The sequence below is a fragment of the Staphylococcus sp. mip270_02 genome, from assembly GCF_054031535.1.
The window spans coordinates 1,897,049-1,922,756 of the sequence record NZ_CM132934.1; the positions used below are offsets into that span (position 1 = coordinate 1,897,049).

At 30.3% G+C, this 25,708-nt stretch carries 23 protein-coding genes; 5 read left to right on the top strand and 18 right to left on the bottom strand.

Features of this window, described 5'->3' with window-relative positions:
* Position 1: 1 nt before the first annotated feature.
* From pstA to phoU, 3 genes are all read left to right on the top strand, one after another.
* The gene (gene pstA / locus ACW5YJ_RS08980; RefSeq protein WP_017724428.1) at positions 2-916 is read left to right on the top strand and encodes a phosphate ABC transporter permease PstA; all 915 of its coding nucleotides are present in this window, start codon (positions 2-4) and stop codon (positions 914-916) included.
* 105 nt (positions 917-1,021) lie between these two features.
* Complete coding sequence (gene pstB / locus ACW5YJ_RS08985) at positions 1,022-1,897, top strand: phosphate ABC transporter ATP-binding protein PstB (protein WP_017724427.1); 876 nt, start codon at positions 1,022-1,024, stop codon at positions 1,895-1,897.
* A 7-nt stretch (positions 1,898-1,904) separates the two neighbouring features.
* Positions 1,905-2,555, top strand: a complete 651-nt coding sequence (gene phoU / locus ACW5YJ_RS08990) for a phosphate signaling complex protein PhoU (protein WP_119604023.1) — start codon at positions 1,905-1,907, stop codon at positions 2,553-2,555.
* Positions 2,556-2,626: 71 nt separating this feature from the next.
* Here the strand turns inward: phoU and pepF are convergent, their stop codons facing one another.
* Positions 2,627-4,435, bottom strand: a complete 1,809-nt coding sequence (pepF, locus tag ACW5YJ_RS08995; RefSeq protein ID WP_171914852.1) for an oligoendopeptidase F — start codon at positions 4,433-4,435, stop codon at positions 2,627-2,629.
* 243 nt (positions 4,436-4,678) lie between these two features.
* Between pepF and ACW5YJ_RS09000 the strand changes: the two genes are divergently transcribed.
* A complete protein-coding gene (locus ACW5YJ_RS09000; RefSeq protein ID WP_017724424.1) occupies positions 4,679-5,029 on the top strand; it encodes a hypothetical protein in 351 nt (116 codons plus the stop codon).
* 79 nt (positions 5,030-5,108) lie between these two features.
* Here ACW5YJ_RS09000 and ACW5YJ_RS09005 read toward each other — a convergent pair whose 3' ends face one another.
* Complete coding sequence (locus ACW5YJ_RS09005; RefSeq protein ID WP_171914854.1) at positions 5,109-6,116, bottom strand: siderophore ABC transporter substrate-binding protein; 1,008 nt, start codon at positions 6,114-6,116, stop codon at positions 5,109-5,111.
* A 1,006-nt stretch (positions 6,117-7,122) separates the two neighbouring features.
* On the opposite strand from ACW5YJ_RS09005, the gene ACW5YJ_RS09010 reads away from it, so the two are divergent.
* Positions 7,123-7,644, top strand: a complete 522-nt coding sequence (locus ACW5YJ_RS09010) for an HdeD family acid-resistance protein (protein ID WP_107552000.1) — start codon at positions 7,123-7,125, stop codon at positions 7,642-7,644.
* A gap of 335 nt (positions 7,645-7,979) precedes the next feature.
* Here ACW5YJ_RS09010 and ACW5YJ_RS09015 read toward each other — a convergent pair whose 3' ends face one another.
* The 16 genes from ACW5YJ_RS09015 to ACW5YJ_RS09090 form a co-directional block, all read right to left on the bottom strand.
* Complete coding sequence (locus ACW5YJ_RS09015) at positions 7,980-9,239, bottom strand: aminoacyltransferase (protein WP_457338093.1); 1,260 nt, start codon at positions 9,237-9,239, stop codon at positions 7,980-7,982.
* Positions 9,240-9,267: 28 nt separating this feature from the next.
* Entirely contained in the window at positions 9,268-10,530 is a 1,263-nt protein-coding gene (locus ACW5YJ_RS09020; RefSeq protein ID WP_017724420.1) for an aminoacyltransferase, read from the bottom strand.
* A 464-nt stretch (positions 10,531-10,994) separates the two neighbouring features.
* Entirely contained in the window at positions 10,995-11,654 is a 660-nt protein-coding gene (locus ACW5YJ_RS09025) for a type 1 glutamine amidotransferase domain-containing protein (protein ID WP_017724419.1), read from the bottom strand.
* A gap of 116 nt (positions 11,655-11,770) precedes the next feature.
* On the bottom strand, positions 11,771-12,499 hold the full coding sequence (trpA, locus tag ACW5YJ_RS09030; protein WP_017724418.1) for a tryptophan synthase subunit alpha: 729 nt from the start codon (positions 12,497-12,499) through the stop codon (positions 11,771-11,773).
* Positions 12,492-13,706, bottom strand: a complete 1,215-nt coding sequence (gene trpB / locus ACW5YJ_RS09035) for a tryptophan synthase subunit beta (protein ID WP_457338094.1) — start codon at positions 13,704-13,706, stop codon at positions 12,492-12,494. The genes trpA and trpB overlap by 8 nt, the downstream gene beginning before the upstream one ends.
* A gap of 2 nt (positions 13,707-13,708) precedes the next feature.
* Positions 13,709-14,338 (bottom strand): phosphoribosylanthranilate isomerase, encoded by a 630-nt coding sequence (locus ACW5YJ_RS09040; RefSeq protein ID WP_135092448.1) that lies wholly within the window; start codon positions 14,336-14,338, stop codon positions 13,709-13,711.
* On the bottom strand, positions 14,335-15,117 hold the full coding sequence (gene trpC, locus ACW5YJ_RS09045) for an indole-3-glycerol phosphate synthase TrpC (protein ID WP_457338095.1): 783 nt from the start codon (positions 15,115-15,117) through the stop codon (positions 14,335-14,337). The genes ACW5YJ_RS09040 and trpC overlap by 4 nt, the downstream gene beginning before the upstream one ends.
* Entirely contained in the window at positions 15,101-16,117 is a 1,017-nt protein-coding gene (trpD, locus tag ACW5YJ_RS09050) for an anthranilate phosphoribosyltransferase (RefSeq protein ID WP_457338096.1), read from the bottom strand. The genes trpC and trpD overlap by 17 nt, the downstream gene beginning before the upstream one ends.
* Positions 16,086-16,682, bottom strand: a complete 597-nt coding sequence (locus ACW5YJ_RS09055) for an anthranilate synthase component II (protein WP_457338097.1) — start codon at positions 16,680-16,682, stop codon at positions 16,086-16,088. Before ACW5YJ_RS09055 ends, trpD begins: the two co-directional genes overlap by 32 nt.
* On the bottom strand, positions 16,679-18,085 hold the full coding sequence (locus ACW5YJ_RS09060) for an anthranilate synthase component I (protein ID WP_457338098.1): 1,407 nt from the start codon (positions 18,083-18,085) through the stop codon (positions 16,679-16,681). The genes ACW5YJ_RS09055 and ACW5YJ_RS09060 overlap by 4 nt, the downstream gene beginning before the upstream one ends.
* 592 nt (positions 18,086-18,677) lie before the next feature.
* Entirely contained in the window at positions 18,678-18,890 is a 213-nt protein-coding gene (locus tag ACW5YJ_RS09065) for a hypothetical protein (RefSeq protein WP_029377356.1), read from the bottom strand.
* A 239-nt stretch (positions 18,891-19,129) separates the two neighbouring features.
* Entirely contained in the window at positions 19,130-19,600 is a 471-nt protein-coding gene (locus ACW5YJ_RS09070; RefSeq protein WP_457338099.1) for a GNAT family N-acetyltransferase, read from the bottom strand.
* Positions 19,601-19,674: 74 nt separating this feature from the next.
* Positions 19,675-20,313, bottom strand: coding sequence for a LysE family translocator (locus ACW5YJ_RS09075; RefSeq protein ID WP_457338618.1), 639 nt, complete (start codon positions 20,311-20,313; stop codon positions 19,675-19,677).
* A 503-nt stretch (positions 20,314-20,816) separates the two neighbouring features.
* Positions 20,817-21,776, bottom strand: a complete 960-nt coding sequence (locus ACW5YJ_RS09080; RefSeq protein WP_436944669.1) for an accessory Sec system protein Asp2 — start codon at positions 21,774-21,776, stop codon at positions 20,817-20,819.
* A gap of 16 nt (positions 21,777-21,792) precedes the next feature.
* Complete coding sequence (locus ACW5YJ_RS09085) at positions 21,793-24,066, bottom strand: bifunctional glycosyltransferase/CDP-glycerol:glycerophosphate glycerophosphotransferase (RefSeq protein WP_457338100.1); 2,274 nt, start codon at positions 24,064-24,066, stop codon at positions 21,793-21,795.
* On the bottom strand, positions 24,066-25,421 hold the full coding sequence (locus tag ACW5YJ_RS09090; protein ID WP_326012395.1) for a glycosyltransferase family 2 protein: 1,356 nt from the start codon (positions 25,419-25,421) through the stop codon (positions 24,066-24,068). Before ACW5YJ_RS09090 ends, ACW5YJ_RS09085 begins: the two co-directional genes overlap by 1 nt.
* Positions 25,422-25,708: the final 287 nt, after the last annotated feature.

Sequence of the window (25,708 nt, forward strand, 5' to 3'; positions counted from 1 at the left end):
TATGGCTGAAACAAACAATAGCAAAGTACTTGTCGATCAAAACACCGTTGAGAAAAAACTCTCTGGACGCTTATCCGTTAATAAAATTAATAAATGGGCATTCTTTGCTTGTACAATGATTGGTTTACTTGTCTTAGCAGCATTAATCATAGATACACTCTTTAAAGGCGTCGGGCATCTGACACCATCATTTTTCACAAGTTTCTCATCTTCAACGCCGTCGATGGCAGGTATTAAGGGCGCTTTAATCGGAACAGTATGGTTGATGATTACAATTATCCCAATTTCTATTATTTTAGGTGTCGGAACTGCAATTTATTTAGAAGAATACGCTAAAGATAATGCATTTACAAATTTTATTAAAGTTAGTATTTCAAACTTAGCTGGTGTCCCATCAGTAGTATTCGGTTTACTAGGTTTAACTATTTTTGTTCGAGGCATGGGTATCGAAGCTTTAGCGTTAAGTAATTCTATCTTAGCCGCTGCGCTGACAATGTCGTTGTTAATTCTACCTGTAATTATTGTTGCAAGCCAAGAAGCTATAAGAGCAGTACCTAATTCAATTAGAGAAGCTTCATATGGACTAGGTGGTAATAAATGGCAAACTATCCGTCGCATTGTATTGCCAGCAGCAATACCTGGTATATTAACAGGCTTTATACTTGCGCTATCTAGAGCATTAGGTGAAACTGCACCATTAATTCTTATTGGTATACCAACTGTGTTGTTACAGTTACCATCAAGCGTATTCGATCAATTCCAAGCTTTACCAATGGCAATCTACAACTGGGCTAAGTTACCTCAAGCAGAATTCCAAAACGTAGCTTCAGCAGGAATAATCGTATTACTAGTAATCTTATTATTGATGAACGCTATTGCAATATTCTTAAGAAATAAATACAGCAAAAAATATTAATTTAGTAATAGAACACAAGATTTTATCTAACTAGGCTATGAAAATGGGAATATGCTAACATTTTCGAAAATGTTAGCACATAGCTTTAAAAAAGGAGTTTTAATTATGACTAACAAACAAATTAAAGATAGAAATGATGATTTACAATCACATACGAATCGTAGCGACACACCTATAGCAACAATAGATCCAAACGCGTCGGAAAATAAAATACCTAATACGCAAAAAAATATTGTGTATTCTACTAAAAACTTAGATTTATGGTATGGCGAAAATCACGCTTTAAAAAACATTAATCTCGATATTTTAGAAAATAATGTAACTGCTATTATTGGGCCTTCTGGTTGCGGTAAATCAACATATATTAAAGCATTAAACCGTATGGTAGAACTTGTACCATCTGTTAAAACAGCAGGAAAAATTTTATATCGTGATAATAATATTTTTGATGATAAATATTCTGTTGAAAAATTAAGAACAAATGTTGGCATGGTATTCCAACAACCGAACCCATTCCCTAAATCAATTTATGATAATATCACATATGGTCCTAAAATTCATGGTATTAAAAATAAAAAAGTTTTAGATGAAATTGTAGAAAAATCATTACGTGGCGCAGCAATATGGGACGAATTAAAAGATCGCTTAGATACAAATGCATACAGTTTATCAGGTGGACAGCAACAACGCGTCTGCATCGCTCGTACATTAGCAATCGAACCAGATGTCATACTGATGGATGAGCCAACTTCTGCTTTAGATCCTATCTCTACATTAAAAGTTGAAGAACTTGTTCAAGAATTAAAAGAGAAATATTCGATTATTATTGTGACACACAATATGCAACAAGCAGCTCGTGTTTCTGATAAAACCGCATTCTTCCTTAATGGCTATGTAAATGAATACGATGATACTGACAAGATCTTCTCAAATCCTTCTGATAAACAAACAGAAGATTATATCTCTGGTAGATTCGGATAATTTAAATATGGCGATTATTAGACGCAAATATGAAGGCCAACTCGACGATTTAATCAAAGATTTACGTCGACTTGGTCTTCATGTATATCGTAATATTGAATACGCATTAACGTCATTAAGTGAAGAAGATCGTAACTATGCTAGACAAACTATAGCCAAAGATAAAGAGATCAATGCGATTGAAACTGAAATTAACGAAAAAGTTATCATGCTTATAACTAAACAACAACCCATTGCTAGCGATTTGCGTTTAATGATGGCAGCAATGAAAATTGCTTCTGACTTCGAACGTATTGGAGATAACTCAGCTAATATTGCTGAAATTAGACTTAGAGCTAAAATCATTGATAATTACGTCCTAACAAGACTTAACACAATGGGGAAACTCGCACTTTTAATGTTAAAAGATTTAAACGATGCTGTAAGAGACAATGATATTACTTTAATTAAAGAGATCATCGAAAGAGATGTAGACATTGACGATTTATATAAAAATATAGTCAATACGACTTATTTAATAGATAATGATCCTTTTGTAGCTGGCCAAGCTCATTTAGCCGCAAGATATCTAGAGCGTATAGGAGACCATATTACAAATATCGCTGAAAACATTTATTTTTTCATCACAGGTGATCGCTACGAATCATATAATAAATAAAAAAGGCTCAATAGTCGCACAGAAGTTTAGCACCTTGCGATTATTGAGCCTTTTATATCATTCTACAAGCTTTATGCTTGTTCAATTTCATCTGTAAGTTTTTCTAATTCATCCACTAGACTACCTATATAGCCAATTGTTGATTTTAAAGGAGCATCTGTACGGATATCTATATTAGCGATATCTGCAAGTGCTACAGGTGATTTACTACCACCAGCTTTCAACGTTTCTAACCAAGCATCAACTGCAGGTTGTCCTTCGTTTTGAATGCGTTGAGACATAACTGTACCAATTGTTAAGCCAGCAGAATACGTATAAGAATACAAACCCATATAATAGTGAGGCTGTCTCATCCATGTTAATTCTGTACCTTCAGTCAATTTAACACTATCACCAAAGAATTGTCCATATACATCTAGCATAATTTGATTGAGTACAGGAGCAGTTAATGATTCTCCTTTATCCACTTTATTATAAACTTCACGCTGATATGCTGCTTCTAATAAATGCGTAACCATATTATGATAGTAAGTCCTTGAAATAATTGAACCAATTACCCAACGCTTAAATTTAGGATTGTCACTATTTTTGAACAAGTAATTAGACATAAGCATTTCATTCATTGTTGACGGTGCTTCAACAAAATACATAGAAGCTTCTGATTCTAAATAATTCTGGTGTTTCTGTGCCAAAGTGAAGTGGCCAGCATGACCAAGCTCATGTGCTAGAACAAACGTTTCAGTCATTTTACCAGTCCAAGAGATAAATATATATGAATGTGAGGCGTAAGGACTTGCACAGTATGCACCAGTATCTTTACCTTTATTTTGAGCAAAATCTATCCATCTATCATTGTACGCTGATTCAACCATTTTTAAGTAATCTTCACCTAAGACTTCTAAAGCACCATAAATATATTGCTTAGATTCTTCAATCGAGATTTCTGGTTCATAATCCGGATCAATAGACACTTTCAAATCTTCGAACCCCATAACTTCTAAGCCATGAACACGTTTGATTAACTTAGCATATTTTTGCATAATTGGAGCTAAATCACTCATAATTACATCAATTTGGCGATTAAACATATCGTGTGTGACTTCTTGATCTTGTAATAAATAATCAATAACTGAGTCATAACCCCTTAAATCTGCTTCTATTTTCTCTTGCTGAACTTGCATATTGTATGTAGCGGCAGTAGTATGTTGATATTTACGTAATGCGTCGCTGAAATATTTGAAGCTTGTTTTTCTAAACGTTGCATCTGGATTATCTTCATATTCATTTTCAAATGTTGCATAATCTAAAGGATAGGCTTGATTATTGTGTTCAAAAGATTCAAAGTTTATGTCCAACATTTTAGTAGTGCCATATAACTCATATGCACTATCAAAAGTAGGAGACAAACTAGCTAATACTTTTTCAACTTCTGGTGATAATTCATGTGCTTTTTTAGATTTAACTTTAGTAAGAAAATGGGGGTATTTCGACATATTAATTAGTTCATTTAAATCTTGTTCGGATAAGGCTATAATCTCTGATACTACAAAAGATAACTCACTTGCAATTTTGCCATAAGATGTAGATAATTTTGCACTTAGTGTCTGTGATTGTTCGTTGGCTGTATCTACACTTAAGCGTAATTCTGCGTAATTAGCCATTCTGTCTAATTGAATTAATATTTCAGAATAGTCATCCAAAGCTTGTTCAATTATCTGTACATCTTTCAACTGGTTAACATATTGAGCGTTAAACTCCTTAGCTGATTTAATAGTATCTGTTAAAGTTTGATAAAATTCATCATCTGAGATGAATAAATCTGTAACGTCCCATGTTTCTTCTAATGGGACTTCTTTTCTGAACGGCAATGTTTCAGTCATTGAATCACTCCTAAAATTTATTTAGTATTCACAGTTAATTATACATGAAAGACCCTTAAGAAATACAACCGTAAGTTTAGTAAAATTTAAAGTAGGGAACAGTTATAAAATAGATTGACTACACATGAATCCGTAGATATTATTAAATTATACTCCCGCAGCCGGAGACTATTCATATGAAAATATAGTACAATTAATAAACACTACTTAAAACCACGTTTTAAAATATAAGGAGTGCAATAGATGACGATTTTTGATATGCCTAATTTTTTATGGATTTCAATTGTTGCAGTTATAGTTGTAACTGTTTTTTGTAATCTCGTATTAAATAAATGGTTTGCCACAGCTGTTCTAACATTTATAGTGTTAGCAATAGCCGCGTTTCTAATTCCTAATTTCCAAGATATTACATATGAGCCATTACTAGGATTTGCGGCGTTTATGGCTGTTCTAAGCTTAATCATTAGCTTTTTGATATGGTTTTCTACGAGAAATTGGAGACGTAAACGTCGAGAGAAAAAAGCAAAAAAAGAAATTCGTAAACGTGGAGGAATACCACAAGACGAAATAGAAAATTACAGAGAAAAAAGATAAACATTTATAAAAGGAATTGTAGCAATCTACGTTACGATTCCTTTTATTTTTTATGACTATTAAATAGGTTAGTGGGGGGTTATTTATAAGCTTTTTGTATTTGCTCTAGCTGTTCGATTGTTAAACCAATACCACCTTCACCGAAAAACCAACTGTTTGGTTCAAAAAGTGTAACATCATTATTTTTAATTGCTTTTGAATTTTTAATTACATCATTTTGTAATGCTTGAGGTATGACTTTATTCTGTCCATTAGCTTTTTTAGTTCTATCAATAACAAATAATTTATCAGGATTAATTTCATTTAAGTATTCATTAGAAATAAGTATGCCACTTGAATTAGCTTTCATTTGTTTATCAGCGTGTTTAATACCTAAATCTTTATTTAAGAAGCCTCCGAATCTTCCTGTAGAACCATATGTTTTTAAACCTTTATCATCAATATTTAAAAACAAGACTGATTGATCACCGATTAGTTGTTTTGTTTCAGCCACTTTGTCATCTAGTTGTGCAACTAATTTTTTTACTTCGTTTTCCTTTTCAAAAATCCTACCAATATTTTCAGTGTTTTGTTTAATTGAATTTATGTAATTATCATTTTGTGGACTTACAAAAACAATTTTAGCATTTGGAGCAGCTTTCTTCATTTCTTCCAAAGTTTTAGTATGCGCTTGTCTGAAAGAAGCAAAAATAACATCTGGTTTAGACTTTGCTAACTCATCATAATTAGGTTGCCCTGGATTACCAATATTTTTATATTTTTCATTCTTAAATGATTTTAGTCTATCTGGTAAAAATGAATCTCCTTGTCCTTTAGCAATAGCAACTATACGATTTTCTAATTTTAATTGTTGCATTATATCTAAAGCTCCGTAATCCATAACTACAACTCGTTTAGGATTAACAGGAACTTCAACAGTCTCATGTTTCATTTCGCCTCTATTATGGTCTTTAGTCTTATCTTTGAACTCATAAGAAGTTTTGATTTTAACTGTTTGTTTCGATTCTTTATCACTTTGAGCATTATTACAAGCACCTAAAAATAAAATACATAAAGCTGTTAATATAAATAATGTGAATCTATTCATATGTAATTCCTCCTTTAATTTAGAAGTTAATTATATATTAAATGAAAACCATTATCAATTAGACTTTTAGTAATTCTTAAGTATTGTATGATATTTTTAGCAACTTTAAATGTTCATTGAGATTTTACAAAATTGCAAACAAATACATCTATAAAGAACAAACTAAACATTTAACTAATACTAGTAAAAATCAAATTCTAAATCCGGTATATAAAGATGGTTTTATCATATATGTAATAATTGCGTCTTGGCATTTAACAAATAGATGTACTAGAACAAAATACATAACAAGAGACAAATAACAAATGGATTTACATATGATGAAATAGGGTCATGAGCATAAATTATATTGAAATACCAATAACTTCCTATAATATATATTATGTAAACTAAAATGAATTTCAAAATTTTGTAAACTTACATATGAACAATTTGCTTTAAATTATATTATTTACTTTACGTATTAAAACCTCGCTTATATATGCACATACTAATTATTGTTACTTAAATAATTAAACTATTTATCATTTTAAAATCTTCGCTAGATACATACATAAACTTGCACATACTTTACATATCGTAATTCATACCTAAGTTTGAGTTTGCTTAAAGTCATCAGTTTACAAGTTCACTCAAAGATCCACATTTGCACAAGCAATTATTCATTTATAGTATCTGTTTAAAATACGCCGTATAACATCAAATAATACATAGTTGTTTATTTGCATTAATCGATTAACGATACACAGACATCTTATTTGATGCTCAGAAATTGAAATCTCAGCGTCAAAATCCAGACAATTGATAGAAAAAAATAATTTTACGTAAATGTTTACTTTAATATGTGATATTATACCTACTAGAACCTTCAATCCTTAAATAATGGTCTTGATTTTGCTATTACTTATATAGGGTTACATAACATAATTATAGTCTACTTAAAAATAGTGTTTTTTTCTCGTTTTTGGGTATATATTAATTAGTAAAAATTTTAGGAGTGACATTTATGAAGCAATCTTCAACTATTAAATGGTCCAGTTTAATCATCGGCGTAATATTTCTTGTTATCGGGGTATTTATTATAAGTTTTCCAGAAGAAAACTTATTTGCTATAACTTGGCTAATTGGTCTTTTATTTATAATTAATGGTTTTTTAGAAATATTTATAAGACAAGTAATCAAAAGAACAGCACAACAAAGTTCGACAATGCTTATATTATTAGGTATTTTTAATATTATCTTTGGTTTATTAATCTTGTTCAATGTAGTAACAAGTACGACGTTTATTGTTTATTTGTTTGCAATTTGGTTTATTATTAACGCAACTTTTAATATGTTTAATGTAACGCCTGTAGAAAAATCAAACAAAACTTTCCATATAATCTCAATTCTTTTAAATATTATAGCTATTTTATTCGGGATTATATTATTATTTAATCCGCTCATTGCAGCTTTCATTATTGCAATATTTATTAGTGCTGTGTTCTTTATTATAGGTATCAGCTATATTATAGATGCATTACATTAATCGCTTTTTATTTATTCAAGCAGCTATTATTTAGAGTAAGAAAACATTTACAACCAAAAAACACCCTAAACGCAATGGTTCAGGGTATTTTTTATATAATTTTTATAAAATAAAAAATATTTTTACTATAAAATTATTTTTATGTCCGAATATTGAAATTGTTTTACTCTATGCTATACTAAATTACGTGGAGTACAACCAGAAACGAACTTCTCAGACTATTCCACACTTTAGTTCACTGTTATATTGGAATGCCATCCTAATATAACCAACTTCAGAACGAAAGAAAGCATACTGACCAGGGCTTAACATCATCAGTATGCTTTCTTTTTTTATTATTTTCTAACCTTTTTTCTTAAATTATTCAGTGTATTAAACAACCGGTATTTCGATTTCTTGATTGGTTTGTAGAAGTCACCGATTAATTCTTCGATTTGTACATTAAAACCACGTTTAAAGCGATAAACTCCGTAATCCTCACTATTTTCAGTGAAATCACCTGATAGACCATAGAAATTATAACGCCCATATCCATGATCAAAACAATAATTCAACATAAACCAGTGCATCATATAAGGTCCCATATATTGGTTATATTTCTCTGAAGAACCACCTGAGAAATAATTTACTTCATACGCGTTTGCAAAGTATACACCTGCCGCTAGATTCAATATCGCCCCATCAGTTTGTCTTAATTCACTTGCTTGAAGCAATTCCTTTTTATCATGATCAATTTGTTTGTCTAACTCAGCAATTTTTTTCAATTGCTTATCTGATTTGTTTTCATTTTGCATCATTTGATCTCTACGCGCTTCTTTTTCATTAATACCCTCTTGCGTATTATTAATATATTCATCTAAATCAATATATGCCAATGGTACTAACGCTTTATCCTCATAATTATCAATAAAATTATAGAAATATTCATCTGTTTTTGAAACAAAACCAGCACGTTCTTCCGTTTCACGATAAAGTTCCAAGAATACACCAAATTCTTCTCTTGGTAATAATCTTACTTTAACACCGTAATTAATTGCTTTATTTATGTTTCGCTTACGTTGACTATCGAACTGTTTTTTTAAGGAAGCTGGTGTTTCACCATCAAGATTCAATACACCCATCCATCTCACTTGGCTTGATGTGTCATATTTCGTTGTAAAACCATGATGCGTATAGTTGTGAGATTTAAATAAATTCACTAATGCATCATTCTTATCTTGATTCGGTAAAGGATTAATATCTTTATCGTAAATTTGATAAATCCAATATGGATCCATTTTTACATATAAACAATTATGTTGTTGCAAATAAGTATCTAATTCACGTAAATAAAAATCTACTAATCCCAAATCATTGTAATCCATCACTGGTCCACGATTTGAATAATAAACATAGCTTCCCATTGTAGGGATTTTAGAGAAAAGACTAGCAGCAATAACTTGATTGTCGTCATCTTTTAAGCCTAATAAAACAACTTGAAATCCATCTTCTTCTCTTGTCGCAATATTTTCTTTCACTTGAAAGTAATGACTCTCTAGTGCTGGATTCTGTACAAAATTGTCATATTCTTTGACAGTTAACTCTGTAAATTTCATTCTAGCTTAGTTCCCTTCTATTAAATGTTTATTTCTTTTTATCTTTAATTTTCTTTAATGTCGTATAAATTTTGTACATTGGTTTATTGATTGGTTTAATAAAGTCACCAACATATTCCACTACATCCGCATTAAACCCTTTTTTAAATTTAACTACACCTGCGTCTTCCGCATCTTCAGTGAAATGACCACTAATTCCATAAAAATTATATCTATCAATATTATGATCAATAGCATAGTTAATCATCTTCCATTGAATGGCATAACTACCAGCAAAATGTCTAAACTCATTCGACGTTCCACCTGCATAATACACAACTTCATAAGGATTAATGATGAAATATGCTGCTGAGATTGGTAGTTCATTACCATGTTTCTCTTGTAAAACTTTAGCTTCATCGATTTTTTGTTGATTCGCTATAAGTTGTTTCTCTAGGTTATCTTTTTTGTTATATGCTTTTTTATTTTCAGGTCTTTTCTCGATATCTTTTACTGCCTTATTGATATCTTTGCTTAATACCTCACGTTCAGCTTGCAATTCTTCAATATATTCATCGAAATCCATATAAGCCAGAGGTACTAGTACGCGGTTCTTGTAATACCTTAATCTATTATAGTAAAAATCATCATCTCTATCGTCAAAATCTTTACTTTCAGATGTATCTTCCATGAACGAGCGGAAAATTGGCAACTCATCTTCCCCTAAGAACCTTACTTTCACACCATTTTTTTGTACTTTTTTAGTATTACGTTTACGTAAACTATCCATACCATTTAATACATCTTTAGCTGTTTTGCCTACTAAATCCAGTACAGAGTGGAATCTAATTTGAATAATTGAATCGAAACCAGTTAAAAATCCTTGGTGTTTATATCCAAGCTGTTTCATTTTATCGAAAACCCAATCATGTCCTGCATTCTCCAATACATCACCATCATGATTACGGTATTGATATGCTAAATAAGGGTCAACTCTTAAATAAAGCGCATTATGTTTTTTTACATATTTAGATAGTTCATTGAAAAAGTAATGTACTAATTCTTTATTTTCAAAATCTATAACCGGACCTCTATTAGTGTAAAAATACTTAAAGAACTTCATTACTGGCACCGCAGTTAATAAACAAGCTGCAATGACTTCATTTTCATTGTTTTTTATACCTACTAAATGTGTTTCAGTACTTTCTGCAATTTTCAATTCATAATTCCCTACCATTTGTGTGAAATGGCTATTTGGCATTTTATCTGTAAATGCACCAAACTCTTTTGCAGTTAAATTTGTAAATTTCATTTTTGTATACTCCTAATTGTCTATAATTCTTTTTCGAGTTAAACTTCAATCTTAATTATTATACAATATTCATTCATAAAACAAAATCAATACCCTGTCCACAATGCTTTATAATCGTGCTGTGTCTTACAATTATATCATTACTTCTATTCTAACAAAGTATTTATATTTAATCTTTCATCAGCATTATTTTAATTATTAAAAAGTGTTTTAATATTCAAGTATTGACCAAAAGTATCTTAATAACAATATTTTAAAAAACAATATTTCCCTTTATAATTACGCTTTTAACATAAACAGTCATGTATACATTTATCTGTGCTTATTTCTCCCTTCTTCAACTATATTTAAATTCAAATATTACTGTATATTAGTCTACTTCTTAAAATATAATAAAAACTGGGAAACTTAATAAGTCTCCCAGTTTTTATTTAGCACAAACAACTAATAAATTATCGTTGTGTTTATTTTAATGCATCGCGTAACGCTTTACCAATAGCAACACTTGATTGTGGATTTTGTCCAGTGATAAATTGACTATCTATTTCTACATGTTCGCTAAAGTTTTCTTTAGTTATGAACTTAGCACCTTGATTTTCTAATTCTGTTTGAGTTAAGAATGGTACTTTATTTTCTAAGCCCATTGCACGTTCTTCTTCATCTGTAAATGAAGTAAGTGTAACGCCATTAACTAAGAAATTACCTTGTTTATCTTTGGCGCCAACAAATGCACTTGGTCCGTGACATACAGATGAAATAATTTTATCTTCATCTTTAAAATCAGCTAATATCGATGATAATTGTTGATTGTGTGCATAATCAAATACTGTTCCATGACCACCAGGTAGATACACAGCATCGTACTGAGCTACATCTACTTCTGCAATACTAGGTACATCTTTAATTTTTGCTACAAATTCTGCATATTTATCAAGTTCGTTATTTTGTGTTGAGTTTGGATCTAAAGGAACTGCACCGCCTTCAATAGAAGTTATATCTACATCAATGTCTGCCTCTGTTAATATATTATAAGGCTCGCTCGCCTCTTCTAACCATAATCCTGTTGGCGTTCCATCTTCATATTGATCTCTGCTTGTTAGTATGAATAAAACTTTTTTACTCATTTTATATCACCTCTTTATAAAATAAGGATTATCATCGATACAATATATACCAAGAATCCTCTGATAATCTGTTACCCTTATTTTAACAAATCTATACATAAAATTATTGTGGAATTTTATTGATTAAGTGCATTTCTTATAGATTTCAAGTAATTCAACATATTTTTTTCACTATCATTTTCAAATCGTTTAACAATTTCACTACCTATGACTACACCATCTGATGCCTCAGTAATATCTTTAACATGTTCCGGTGTTCGTATACCAAAACCAGCAACTACGGGCACCTCAGATTTATCTTTTATTTTTTTAATTCTATCTTTTAGCTCTGGATGAAATTTACCATTTTCACCAGTTGTTGCATTCATCGTTACAGTGTATATAAAACCTTCTGCATCTTTAGCAATTTGATTACTTCGAGATTCAGATGTCGTCATAGCTATTAATGAGATTATTTGTGTCTTTCTTTGTGGATGGCGTTCTTTAAATTGTTGCACTAATTCATGTGGTAAGTCAGGGATAATTAATCCGTATACACCAGCACGTTCACATGCTTGTAAAAACTCTGATTCACCATAGTAATTGATGATATTATAATACGTCATTAATACATAGTCACTTTGAATTTCATCACGATGTTTTGTGAGTTGATCCAAAATGAATTGTATATTCACACCTTCTTGAATTGCTTTATTACCAGCATCCATAATGACAGGGCCATCAGCTACTGGATCTGAAAAAGGCACCCCCACTTCAATAATATCGGCACCTACATTACTTAATGTTTTTACATTTTCAATAAAATGCTTATTCCCCATAACATAAGGTATAAATAATTTATGCATGTTTGTCACCGTCCTGTTTCATATAATTTCTAATTGTTTCCATATCTTTATCACCACGACCTGATACTGTAACAACTAAGATTTCATCTGAGTTCATAGTCGGTGCTAATGTTTCTACATAACTTAAAGCATGTGCGCTTTCAATAGCAGGAATAATACCTTCAGCTTTAGTGAACCTAACAAGTGCATCCATCGCTTGTTTATCACTCGCAGTTGCATACTTCACTCTGCCGATATCATGATAATACGAATGCTCAGGACCAACGCCAGGGTAATCTAATCCAGCTGAAATAGAGTGTGCTAATTCAATTTGACCATGCTCATCTTGAATTAGGTACATCTTGGTACCATGTAACACGCCTTCTTTACCTTTATTTATTGCTAATGCATGTTTGTTAGAATCAAAACCTTCACCAGCTGCTTCGACACCATATAGCTTTACATCCTCTTCCACAAACGGATAAAACGTTCCAATTGCGTTTGATCCTCCACCCACGCAAGCAACAATTGCATCAGGTAAGCGACCTTCAATTTCTTGAACTTGAGATTTGATCTCATTACCTATAACTTTTTGGAAGTCTCTTACAATAGTAGGAAATGGATCTGGACCTAACGCAGAACCTAATAAATAATGTGTATCTTCTACATGACTGACCCAATATTGCAATGCCTTGTTCACTGCATCGGACAGTGTTCCTTGACCTTCAGTTACTGGTTCTACTTTTGCACCTAATAATTCCATTCGAAAAACATTTAGTGATTGTCTCTTAATATCTTCTTCACCCATAAATACAACAAGTTCCATATCAAACAACGCAGCTACTGTTGCGCTAGCCACGCCATGTTGACCTGCACCTGTTTCAGCAACCAGTTTTTTTTTGCCCATACGTTTGGCCAACAGTGCTTGTCCAAGCGCATTATTTATTTTGTGAGCGCCAGTATGGTTTAAGTCTTCACGTTTCAAATAGATTTTGGCGCCACCTAATGATTCGGAGTATGACTTAGCATAAGTCAATGGCGTTTCACGACCTACATAATCTTTTAAATAACCATCGAGTTCTTCTTGAAATTTGGGATCTTCTTTTGCCTCTTGGTATGCCTGTTTAAGTTCTTGTACTGCTGGCATTAATGTTTCTGGTACATATTGACCACCATAATTACCAAAGAAACCAAACTCATCTACTTCTGTTTGGATGTTTTTTACCATAATTAATTAGCTCCTTTTACATGTTCTATTATTGATTGCATTTTACATTTATCTTTAACATTATTCGTTTCTATACCACTAGCAATATCATAGCCACTGTGTTGAAGTGATAATTTTTCTATCTTTTTAATATTCTCATAATTGATACCGCCCGCAATCAAATAATCAATATCATTAATAACTTCAAGTATTTCCCAATCATAAACTTTTCCTGTGCCACCATAGTTTTGTGATGGTGTGTCTATAATAAATTGGTCTATTACATGTTTATAATATTCAATTGCTGTCAGTAATGATTCACTATCTTTAGCTGGCAAAGCTTTAATAATCTTTATATCCTTACTTTTTTGTCTTATATATGAGATTGTGGCCAATGGTTCCTCACCGTGTAATTGAATTGATGTAATACCAGTTTCTTCTATTAAATTGTCTACCACATCATAATCTGGGTTCACCAAGATAACTACCTTTTCCTTATCATCAGGGATAACTTCTGTAAATTGTCTAATGGTTTGAATATCAACAAATCGCTTACTTTTGGGAAAATGGATAAAACCCATAGCATCGATATCTAAATCTTTTGCTTTCTTCACATCAGCTAGTTGACGAAAACCACAAAATTTCAACTTCATTGCTTCACCTTATTTAATTTTAATCCTGGTAAAAACTGGCTTAAATCATCACATTTCATTAACGATTCACCAATCAGCAAACCATCTATACCCGAATCAACAACATTCGCTACATCTTGTTCATCACGAATGCCACTTTCTGAAATATAATAGTAACCATCTTTTTTATTTTCTAAAATTTCATTAGTATGCAAGACATCTGTAACAAATCTTTTTAGATCTCGATTATTCACACCAATAATTTGTGGATTTAGCTGATAAGCACGTGATAATTCTTCTTTATCATGCACCTCAACAAGTACTTCTAAATTTAATGAAGTTGCATATTGATATAACTCTTTTAATTGCTGATCGGTTAAGACATTGACAATCAACAGAATAATTGAAGCACCTGCTTTTTTAGCTACATCTATTTGTACTTTATCTACGACAAAGTCTTTACATAATACTGGTAAATCAGTTTGAGTAGTTAAGGATTGTAAACGTTCATAGCTACCACCAAAGTACTGCTCATCAGTTAATATTGAGACTGCGTTTGCTCCGTTTGCTTCATAATCTTTAACTTGCTGCGTTAAATCCCTACCAGGCAATTCATTTAATGTTGGGCTTTTAGATTTAATTTCTGCAATAACAGCTAAACGGTTTGATTCATCTATTTGTGCTTTAAATGTAGTTTTATGTGAAATATCTACATCATCAAGTGTTTTTAATTTTTCTTCATAATAGCCCTGTTCGAGCAAATCCTTTTTATATAATACGATTTCATTCAATATAGTCATACGTTTTTCCTCCCATTTTGTTATATTGTGCCAATGCTTCACCTTCATCAATCAATCTCTGTGCTTTACTTACGCCTTCTTGAATTGTACTCACTTGCTCTGATACATATAGTGCAATACCAGCATTCAATACAACGACATCTCTTTTAGCACTGCGATCTGTTCCATTTAGAATATTTTTAGTTATTTCTAAATTTTCAGCTGGTGTACCACCGATTAATTCTTCATTTGGCGCATAATCTAACCCAACATCGTTAGCATTTAAAGTATAAGTTTTAACACTCTCATTTGCATTCACTTCATATATAATATTGTCTCCAGACAAAGTTGCTTCATCCATACCATTAGCCCCATACACTACAATTGCTTTTTTACGCCCTAAATCTACTAACGTTTGAGCAATTTTGTCTAATTTTGAAGTTTCATACACACCCATAACCTGATAATCTAATTTAAATGGATTTATCATCGGTCCTGTTATATTAAAAATCGTTGGATTACTCATATGTTTTCTTATAGGTTGTATTTGCTTCATAATTGGATATGTTTCTATCGCACTCAAAAACGCTAAACCTGTATCGGCTAATTGACTCGGTGTCTGTTCTACAGAAGTAGTTTGAATTTGCATCGCATTAAGTAAATCTGTACTTCCTGATGATGACGTAACACTCTTATTACCATGTTTAATAACTGGAATCTTGGCACTTGCGATTATAAAAGAGACAGTGGTTGAAATATTGAAACTATTAGATTTATCTCCACCAGTACCGCAAACACACATACTATTTGGATAGTAAGGCTGTTGATCATACATAGAATGTATCAAACTTTTAGCAATGTATGTTAATTCTTCTTGTGTAATTTCTTTTTCAGAAAACGAAGTTAAATATTCTATTTTCACTTCATCTTTCACATCTTCAGAAATAAGTAACTCAATAAACGCATTCATTTGTCGTTGATTTAGTGGTTTATATTGATTGAGTAATGTTTGTAATTCCATGATTTTCAACCTCCTCTACTATATTTAAAAAGTTTTTAATAATTTGTTCTCCAAATTCAGTTGCAAATGATTCAGGATGATATTGAATGCCAAAGTGTAATAACTGCAAATGTTCGAATGATTGAATACAATCTTTCGTTGTCGCTGTAATTGATAAAGATTCAGGCATCGTTTGTGGATCGCTAATAAGTGAATGGTATCTCATTATTTCAGAATATTCTGGAATATCACTGTATAACTTTGTCTCTTTTATGATTTGCATTTGATCTTTTTTACCATGCATAATATGTTCACTTTGGATCACATCTCCTTGATGATAACAAGTTAATGCTTGTGCACCCAAGCAAACACCTAATATAGGTTTATTTTCATAGTGCTTAATAATATTTATTAGATTATCAGTATCTAACGGATGACCAGGACCTGGTGATATCACTATACCTTCAACATCTAAATTATATATATTTGGGTCATCTGGATACTTAATAATCACTTCTTTATGCTGTGCTATCATATTTACTAAATTATAAGTAAAAGAATCGTAGTTATCGACAATTAATATCATGGTGATACCTCCAATAAACTTTTGGCTTTCAGTTTCGTTTCTTCAAGCTCTTTTTCAGGTATAGAGTCAAATACTAAACCGCAGCCTGCTTGAACATTCACATGTGTTTCATCAATCATCATCGTTCTTATTGCTAATGCAAAATCTAAATCATGATTACAATTAATATAACCAATACCACCACTATAAACACCACGTTTATGTGGTTGTGATTCGTAGATACGTTGAATCGCTCTCAGTTTTGGCGCACCTGAAACCGTTCCTGTAGGTAATAAACTCGCAATTACAGACATTGGAGAATAGTTACTTTTTAATTTACCGGTTACTTCACTTACGATATGCATTACATGTTCATAGCGTTCGATTGTCATTAGTTTTTGAATTTTTGATGTTCCAGTCTGACTCACTCTATGAATGTCATTGCGTCCTAAATCAACTAGCATACTATGTTCACTTAATTCTTTATCATCATTTTTCAACTGCGCTTCATTTATTTTATCCTCATCTTCGGTAGCACCTCTTTTAATTGTTCCAGCAATTGGATTAGTGATTACCGTTTCACCTTGTACCTTTACAAAACTCTCAGGTGAACTTCCAACAATAATAGGTTCATCCATATTCATATAGTACATATATGGACTTGGATTTTGCCGTTTTAGATTTTGATAAAGTTGGTATGACAATTGTTGTAGCTGTTGCCCAAAAAAGTGTTCGTAGCTATAAATAATCGATGGTACAACTTGGAACATATCTCCTTGTTGAATAAGTGTTTTCATATGTTCAACTGTTTCAATAAATTGTGTTGGTGCCATATTGGATTTTATGTCCTTCTCTGTTGAAAGATGCTCAATTTGTGTTGGATAAATTTTAATATATTGCAACTCTGCCACACGACGTTGCACACGCTCCTGTAATTGTGAGTCATTGTCATTAGAAAATAAGTTCGTCGCTATAACATATAAATGTTCTTTATAATGATCAAAAATATAAACATCCTCTACCATATGAAATTTCGTATCGTGTTGTGGATGATCTGCTAATTCGATTTTCTTTAATACCGGGAACTCATGTCTCACTAAATCAAAACTACATGATCCAACAAACCCTGATATAAATGGTAATTGAGCCAATATTTCGTCATCTATAGCTGTTTTGTATTGATCAATAAGTTCTTTCATCTTGTCATATGGTTGGTTACGTTCTATGTTAATTCCGTTCGGTGTTTCTACAGTCATTACGTCATTATCTAAAGTAACAGCTCCATATGTGTCGAAAATGACAATAGAATAACGCCCTTTTAATTGCGATTGATCCGAACTTTCTAAAATTATTTTATTATTTCTTAATCTTGCAAGAGCTTCTGGGCTAACTTCAGCTTTTAATTTTTGATATTGTACTTTCATATTACTTTCCTCCTTATAAAAAAAGTCAGCATCCTTAAACAATGTTTAAGGACGCTGACGCGCGGTACCACCTAAAATTAGTAGATATCTAGTTTTCTATAAACCATCTACTCTCTCTTTGTTTTATTCATTTTTTATCCAACAAAACCCAATTTCAGTATATGTAGGTGTTAGTTCTCATCAACCACTAACTTTCTGCAACTACCTAATCATCACTTACTTCATTTTGCCTTCTAATTCAGTTCAATTTAAATATAAAAAAACACCACACTAACGCATACTGTAAGGACGCGTTACCGTGGTGCCACCTTAGTTAACAAATTCATTGTTCACTTTAATTGCTATTTAATTTTCATTTAAAAGCCCAATTCACAATATATGCAGTGCTAATTTCCATCAACCATTAGCTTTCTTATTGCTACATCACATATTTGCTACGTTATCTTTCAAATGGCAACTTTTGTTGCGATAAGTAATTAAGTAAAATCCTACTAGTATAAATCGACTTTGTCAACACTTAAATTTAATTTCATAAATTTTACTGTCGTTTTCAAAGAAGTGTCAATTATTAAAAACCTTGTATTCACAACTTTTATCGTAATCTATCTTCGTTATTTTGATATTTTTCATAATTATCTTTCGGTGCTACTTTCTTGATAATATTCGCACCTATTGCAAATAAAAATAAGAATATAATTGGATGATATGGTATCTTATCATCTGCAAATGTTACATAAGCAGCATATAACAATACTAAAAGCCAAAATATAGTAAATAGTACCGCTCTCAAACTTAGTTTTTTCATAGTTTATAATCTCCCAAATAGCATTTTCATTCTTGGATCAAAATTTAGTTATAATTTCGTTCTAACTACTTACTCTCTATTTTAAAGCTATCACAATAAGATGCAATAACTAAAGTGAAAACTGTGGTCATATACCATGAAATATAGTCTTAAAAGTAATGATTTCATTTCTGATTCCACTTATTTTTAACCTTTTCTTTGGCTTAAACAATAATTCGCATTATTCCTTCAGTGTATACTTAGATAAATTTCTTCATAGATACAATATGTAATGACTCATTATTCGTCTTATCAATCGTATAATGATCAAATATAGAATAACCAATATCTTTATAAAGATTAACATTTCTTTTTATATTCATGCGAACTTTACATATAATTTCTGCTACGCCTTCATTTTTTGCATATAGTTCTAATGACTTTAACAAATGCTTTCCTACACCTTTTCCTTGGTATAGAGGATTTACAGATAGACGATAAAAATTCATTTTATATTGTTCTATTTTGAATCTAACCATTGCCACTGGCTCATCTGACTCATATGCAATTAAAGCTTTTTCTCCTTCTTGCGATAATGCTTTAGCAATATTACTCTCTGTTTCTTCTAAAGCGCTAGACGGCATTTTATCATTTTTGTATTCTGAAAATGCTTTAATCATCAACTTATGAATTATAGGTACATCAGAAATCGTTGCTTCTTTAAAGTACATATTTATTCATCCCCTCTTCGACTAGAAATCGTTATAAACAATTTGTTTCACATTATTAGTTAAAAACCTTTAAATTAAAGCATATGCTTTACCTCTCCAATAAATAAAAAAGCAAAGTATAGGCTAAAACCAATAAGTAAAAAACCTGCAATCATAGACGCCCATTTTGTAAAAGTGTGATTAACAAATTTACGTGTATAACTAATAATTCCCATTAATATGACATCGTGAATCAATATTCCGAACAATATTCCTGAAGCTACTAATAAAAACTGATATCCACTTACATTATTTATTGCAGTAGTAAGGGCAGTTCCAAATACACCTATCCAAAATACAATGTTAGAGGGGGTAACAGCCATCATAATTCCTCTACCATAAGACTTAATTAAAGATTTTTTACCTACATTACTACCAGCGACATCTAGGGGCTGCTTTGCCTCTTTAATACTTTCTATCCCAATATACATTAAGAATAAAAATCCTATTAGCCACATTATTGTTTCAACAGTTGGTAGAATTAAAAATTCAGAGAAACCAAAATAAATTATTAGTATCATAATTAAGTCTACTGTCATACCGCCTATACCAACAAACCAACCATGAAAGAATCCGTTTTTCAATCCTTGTTTTGACATTTCAATCGTCATAGTTCCAGCTGGTAAAGATAAGGTGATACCTAAAATCATGTAAGATATAAATAGTGAGATCATATTTAACAAAACTCCGTTCGTTATATTTTTCTGTATGTAAGCTTTATTTACTTTTCCAATACTGTTATTACTTTAAATAACAGATTTTTCAGTTAATTATTCACATATGTTTTGGATAACTTTAAAACTAACCAGTAAATATCGTGCTTAAATAATTTTATCACTAAATCTTTCGGAAATAAACGATATTTATACAAATATATGCATCTTTATAACATCATTAATATATTACATTAGTCATCCTATAGAAAATCAAATGCCTATTTATAAAAATAACCTATCTGATGTAAGATAGGTTATTTTTTCATATATTAAATTAATGATGTTATTAATTGTTAAACTGATTCCTATATTTAATTAAATATAACTACTTCTTTAAGTTCAACTTCAAATGCTAATTTATAGAATTCTAATGTGGCATATATTTCCGTTTCAAATAATTATAATACCTATTAATATTGTTGTTATTGCCATTCGTGATTTTTCATTGTTTATATCTTATTTTATTGAAATAATTTTTCTCCGCCTAATAAATAATTTAATATCATAAGTTGTTCGGGCACGCTGTTTGGTGATACATCGGAATGAATAGATATATTATCATCTTCTAAATCAATACGCTTAATATAATTATTATCTATTTTCATTATTTGTTCATAATAAAGTTTAACGTTTTTGCAGCAAATAACAAACTTTTCCTGTTTATTAGACTGAGCTAAATAATTATTGACTTTCGGGGTAACATCTTCATCTCTTAACCCTTTCAAAAATCGCTTATCATTCATGAACATATTTCCACCAATATTAAGTAGAGGGTCGACTGCTAATACTTTATAATCTGACATCGCTCCATGATATAGCGCTCCTGATCCACCTCTAGAAAACCCATAAAATACGACATTTTCTTTTAAAACTCCTAAATTATCCATAACTTCTTTTATTGCTTCTTGAATCTCATGCTCATACAAAGGATTATTAGTTGTATTAACATAGAATGAACCATGTGAAACATTCAAATCCATTATTCTCATAATATGCACATTTTTAACTAAGCTTCTTTCAATATTATCAAATGTAGGAGGGAACATTCTGACCGGTATTTTAGCGTTGTCATACATTTTATTACTGGGCATCCGAGCAAAAATAACTAATAATTTTTTGGATACTTTATTGTTTATTTTACGTCCGCTCGGTGGGTTTAATTTATATAAAATATTTTTGTATCTATTGAGCTTATGTTCTTCAGTAAATAATTTATAAGTAAACTCTCTTTTGCAAAAACGTGAAACTGAATTCTTGTGCAAATAAAGAATATAATCATTAGCTAATAAGTCTTTATAAACACTTTTAATGTCACTATCTTTTCGTGATAATTCTAGTAAGTTTTTTTCACTACCAGTATTCACAAGGATTTTTTCTTGGTCAAGAAATTCTATATCTTTATAAGAATTATATATTTTCATACGCTCTAGATGTCTCCTATTTTATACTGTCTATAAACTCATAAATTAGTTTATTAGAATTTAAAAGTCTAGTATTTAAATATTTTTGTGGTACTACAAATTTTTGAAAATTATCTGATTTAATTTTTTGAGCTAATGCATTTTCATCTCTAGCAACAATTGGTAAAAAGTCTTGATACATATCATTATAAATTCCACGTACCAAATCAAATTCTGGGAAATCTTTCATTAGTAAATAAAATGGTTTATTAATATGAATTGCATCAAAAAAGATTGATGAATAATCTGTTACTATAACGTCTGAACTTATAATTAACTCTTGAATATTAGTATTATTATTTACAGTAATAACGTTTTTCATACCCAGATTCCATGACGGTTGACTATCCATCGTATGTGCTTTGTTAATAATAATATAATCATTTCCTAATTGATTTAATATTTTACGAAAATCGGCCATATACTTTTTGTTTTTATTCTGTTCAGCAACTTTATAATTATAATCACGCCATGTAGGTGCGTATAATATTACCTTTTTATCTAGTGGAATATTATTTTTAATTTTTATATCTTTAATTAATTCATTATTATCTTTATTCTCTACTAACCACTGATTCCTTGGGTACCCTGAATTTAAAATCTTACTTTCATCTATATCAAATGATGATTGGAACTTTTCTTTAGCTACTCTAGAGTCAGATAATAAATAATCCCATCGTGCTATATCTTTTTTTTGCTGGACTTTATGATTAGGGTTTAATGAAATCATTTTAATTTCGTTTGTATCAAACAACATTTTCTTGAAAGGTGTACCATGCCACAATTGTATCCACTTTTGCCCTTCTTTTTTTCTAAAAGCTAAAGGAATCCAAGACTCTGCTATAATAATATTTGATGAATAAAATGTTTCAAAGAATTCTTGGGATCGTGGCTCTATTCTATATTCCTCTGGAACATTTGAATTGAATGTTGCTATTTTTAAGAAATTATTTGTGTATTTATTTCTTAAATATTCAAAAAGATATTTAGAATTACCAGTAAATGAATAGTCATACCCTAGCATTAAAATTGATTTTTTCTTCATATCTTTATTCAATAATATCTCTAATTCTTTGTTGTTCTTTTTAGCTCTTCTAGAGTGCACTTTTCTTCTAGCTTTATATATTAAAGGTTTCAAATAAAAATTATTATTTAATGTGTTTTTTAATTTTTGCTTCTTCAATTTTTTATCTATTTCTCTACTTTGATAAAAGTTCAACCTGTTTTCTTTGTGAAGATTAAACAGTTTCTTCATTAATTTTACATCTAATTTTTTTACAATTCCTTGTTTAAAAGCATAGTCATATAAAGGAATAACACCCTTTGGAACTTCGATAATCGGAGAATTTTTATTTATAATCTGCATACTTGATAATATAAAACCGTTAACTACATGCTTATCATTCGGCAATCTTTTTTCCGCGTATAACATTGTTCTATATATTAGATATTTATTTAAATGATATGGGGAAAATTTGTTTTTAAACCCATTATGCAATTGAGCAGTTGCATCATTCATTGCAATCAAAAATGAATCTCTATGTTTCAAACTCTCATGATCAGTTTTAGTTGTTGATTCATTATGAACACGAATTTTATATAAAATATTTGAAACAATAGGAACTCTATTCGCCCTTAAAGTTGCTTTTACATAAAATACTAAATCTTCATATATATACCCTTCACCATATCTTATATTATGATTATCTAAAAATTCTTTTCTATACAATTTGTTTACCGTGAAATATGAAGAGCAAGATAAAAGCATTTCACATGTTTCACGATATAAAGCTTTTTTACTTTGATATTTTTCTTTGTTTACAAAAATTGTTTCATCTCGATCAGGATAATAATATGCCCATTCAAAAATAACAAAATCATTTTCAATTGTCCCTTTTAACCTATCAAATGATATCTGAATAGCATCTTTAGTAAGTAAATCATCAGAATCTAAAAATAAAATTGCCTCACCATTTGCATTATCTATCCCAAAGTTTCGTCTTGCACCCTGTCCCTTATTTACACCATCATTAAACAACCTATAGTTAATACCTTTATTGCTTGGCTTACTAATAAAATCTTCTATTATCTTTACAGATTCATCTTCAGAACCATCATTAATTAAAATCACTTCGATTGAACCATTAAAACGCTGGTTTTCAATAGAATTTAACGTTTCTTTAATATGTTGTTCAGCGTTAAATACAGGTATTATAATACTAACATCATTTTCATTTTCCAATTTTTTCACTACCCTTCAAAATAAGTTCGTTTAATACTTAGACGTTTTTTACCTATCTTTAACCTCTTAAGTATTCTTACAAGTAAAGATGGATTTTTAACCTGTATAATCTCGTTTAAAGTTTTATCTAAAATCAATATATCGCATCCCCATACTACTTGCCTCCATGAAACTTTAGCCTTATATATATTACGGCTAAAATCGTTGAATTGTTTTTCTAATATAAAAAAGAATCTCTCTTTACATAATGTAGCCTTGGCAAGCCTCTTACGCTTACTATAAATATATACATCAGAGTCATTTGGTATTCCAAACGAGTTTTGAGAAAAACTAAATTGCATCTCTCTCTTTGTAAAATTATAATTTTGGATAAACAAACTAATATTTTTGACATATTTATAATATGGAAATGGTTCGTTCTTTAGATAATACAAATAATTTTTATGGCTATTAGGAACTTTTAATTTGTCTATAACTGACACAGAAATATACTCAAACATTTTTCTTGCACTTGAGATGAATTCTAAATCACTCAACACAAAATCAAAGTTAATTTTAGATTGATTATGTTCTCTTATATATTCTAAAAAATGGTTAGCTAGTAGAAATTGAATATATTCTATTGCTTTATCATATTTCCCTATGGAGTGTCTTATTAGTTGGAAGTAATTTGCCTTTATTTGATACGTGTAGCGATTGGAGGAATTCCACGCAGTATTACTTAGCGAGAAATTATCATTTCTATTGTAAAAATAGGTGGCTTTTTTTATTAATCCATAAAATTGCTTCTCTAAAAAAATAGAATTAATCAATTTTGCATCTTCCCAATAACTTATAGTTTCATCAAATCGATACCTTTCGTGACTAAATAATTTCTTTCTAAAAACTACTCCTCCAATATGATAATGTATACTCTGCGAATTTTTAATTATATCTACAACTTCAGTTTGAGAATTAAATTTATAATTTAAATTATTATCTCTTTTTTTCCCATTTTCAACTATGGTTATAGGTGTAACTGCTATATCTATTTCATTATTCCTTTTAAAATAGTTTAATACATATTCAAAGAATTTCTCACCTAAATAATCGGAATCATCAACAAAAGTTACGAACTGTGTATTTTCACTTAGAACTTCTAATGCAACATTTCTAGCTGAACTAACTCCATGATTAGATTGATTAATTACTTTTACATTACTATAACCCTTATATTTATTAATTATATTACTTGTACCATCTGTGCTTCCGTCATTAACAATGATAACTTCATCTTCATAAAAAGGTAGCTTACGTAAAATATTAAGCAAAGTCTCTTCAATTGTAGTCTCACTATTGTGGACGGGAACAATAACTGAAAACATTTTATCCCCCCAATTACATACTTCATATGGCAAAAATTGAAATTATTAGTTTCCTACATTAATAATTTTTATGTTGAACCTTGCTTATTTATTTCTAAAACACACTAAAAACTCCCATATTAATAGTATGTCAAATTAATATAGATTCATTAAAAATTAAATTGAATTTCAATGTCAGATCACCGGTATTCCTCTATACTCTGTAAATTCTAGAGATACAATCCAACTAAAAAACCAAAAACATTATAATATATGGCCAAATTTAATACTATTAAAAATAGAACAAT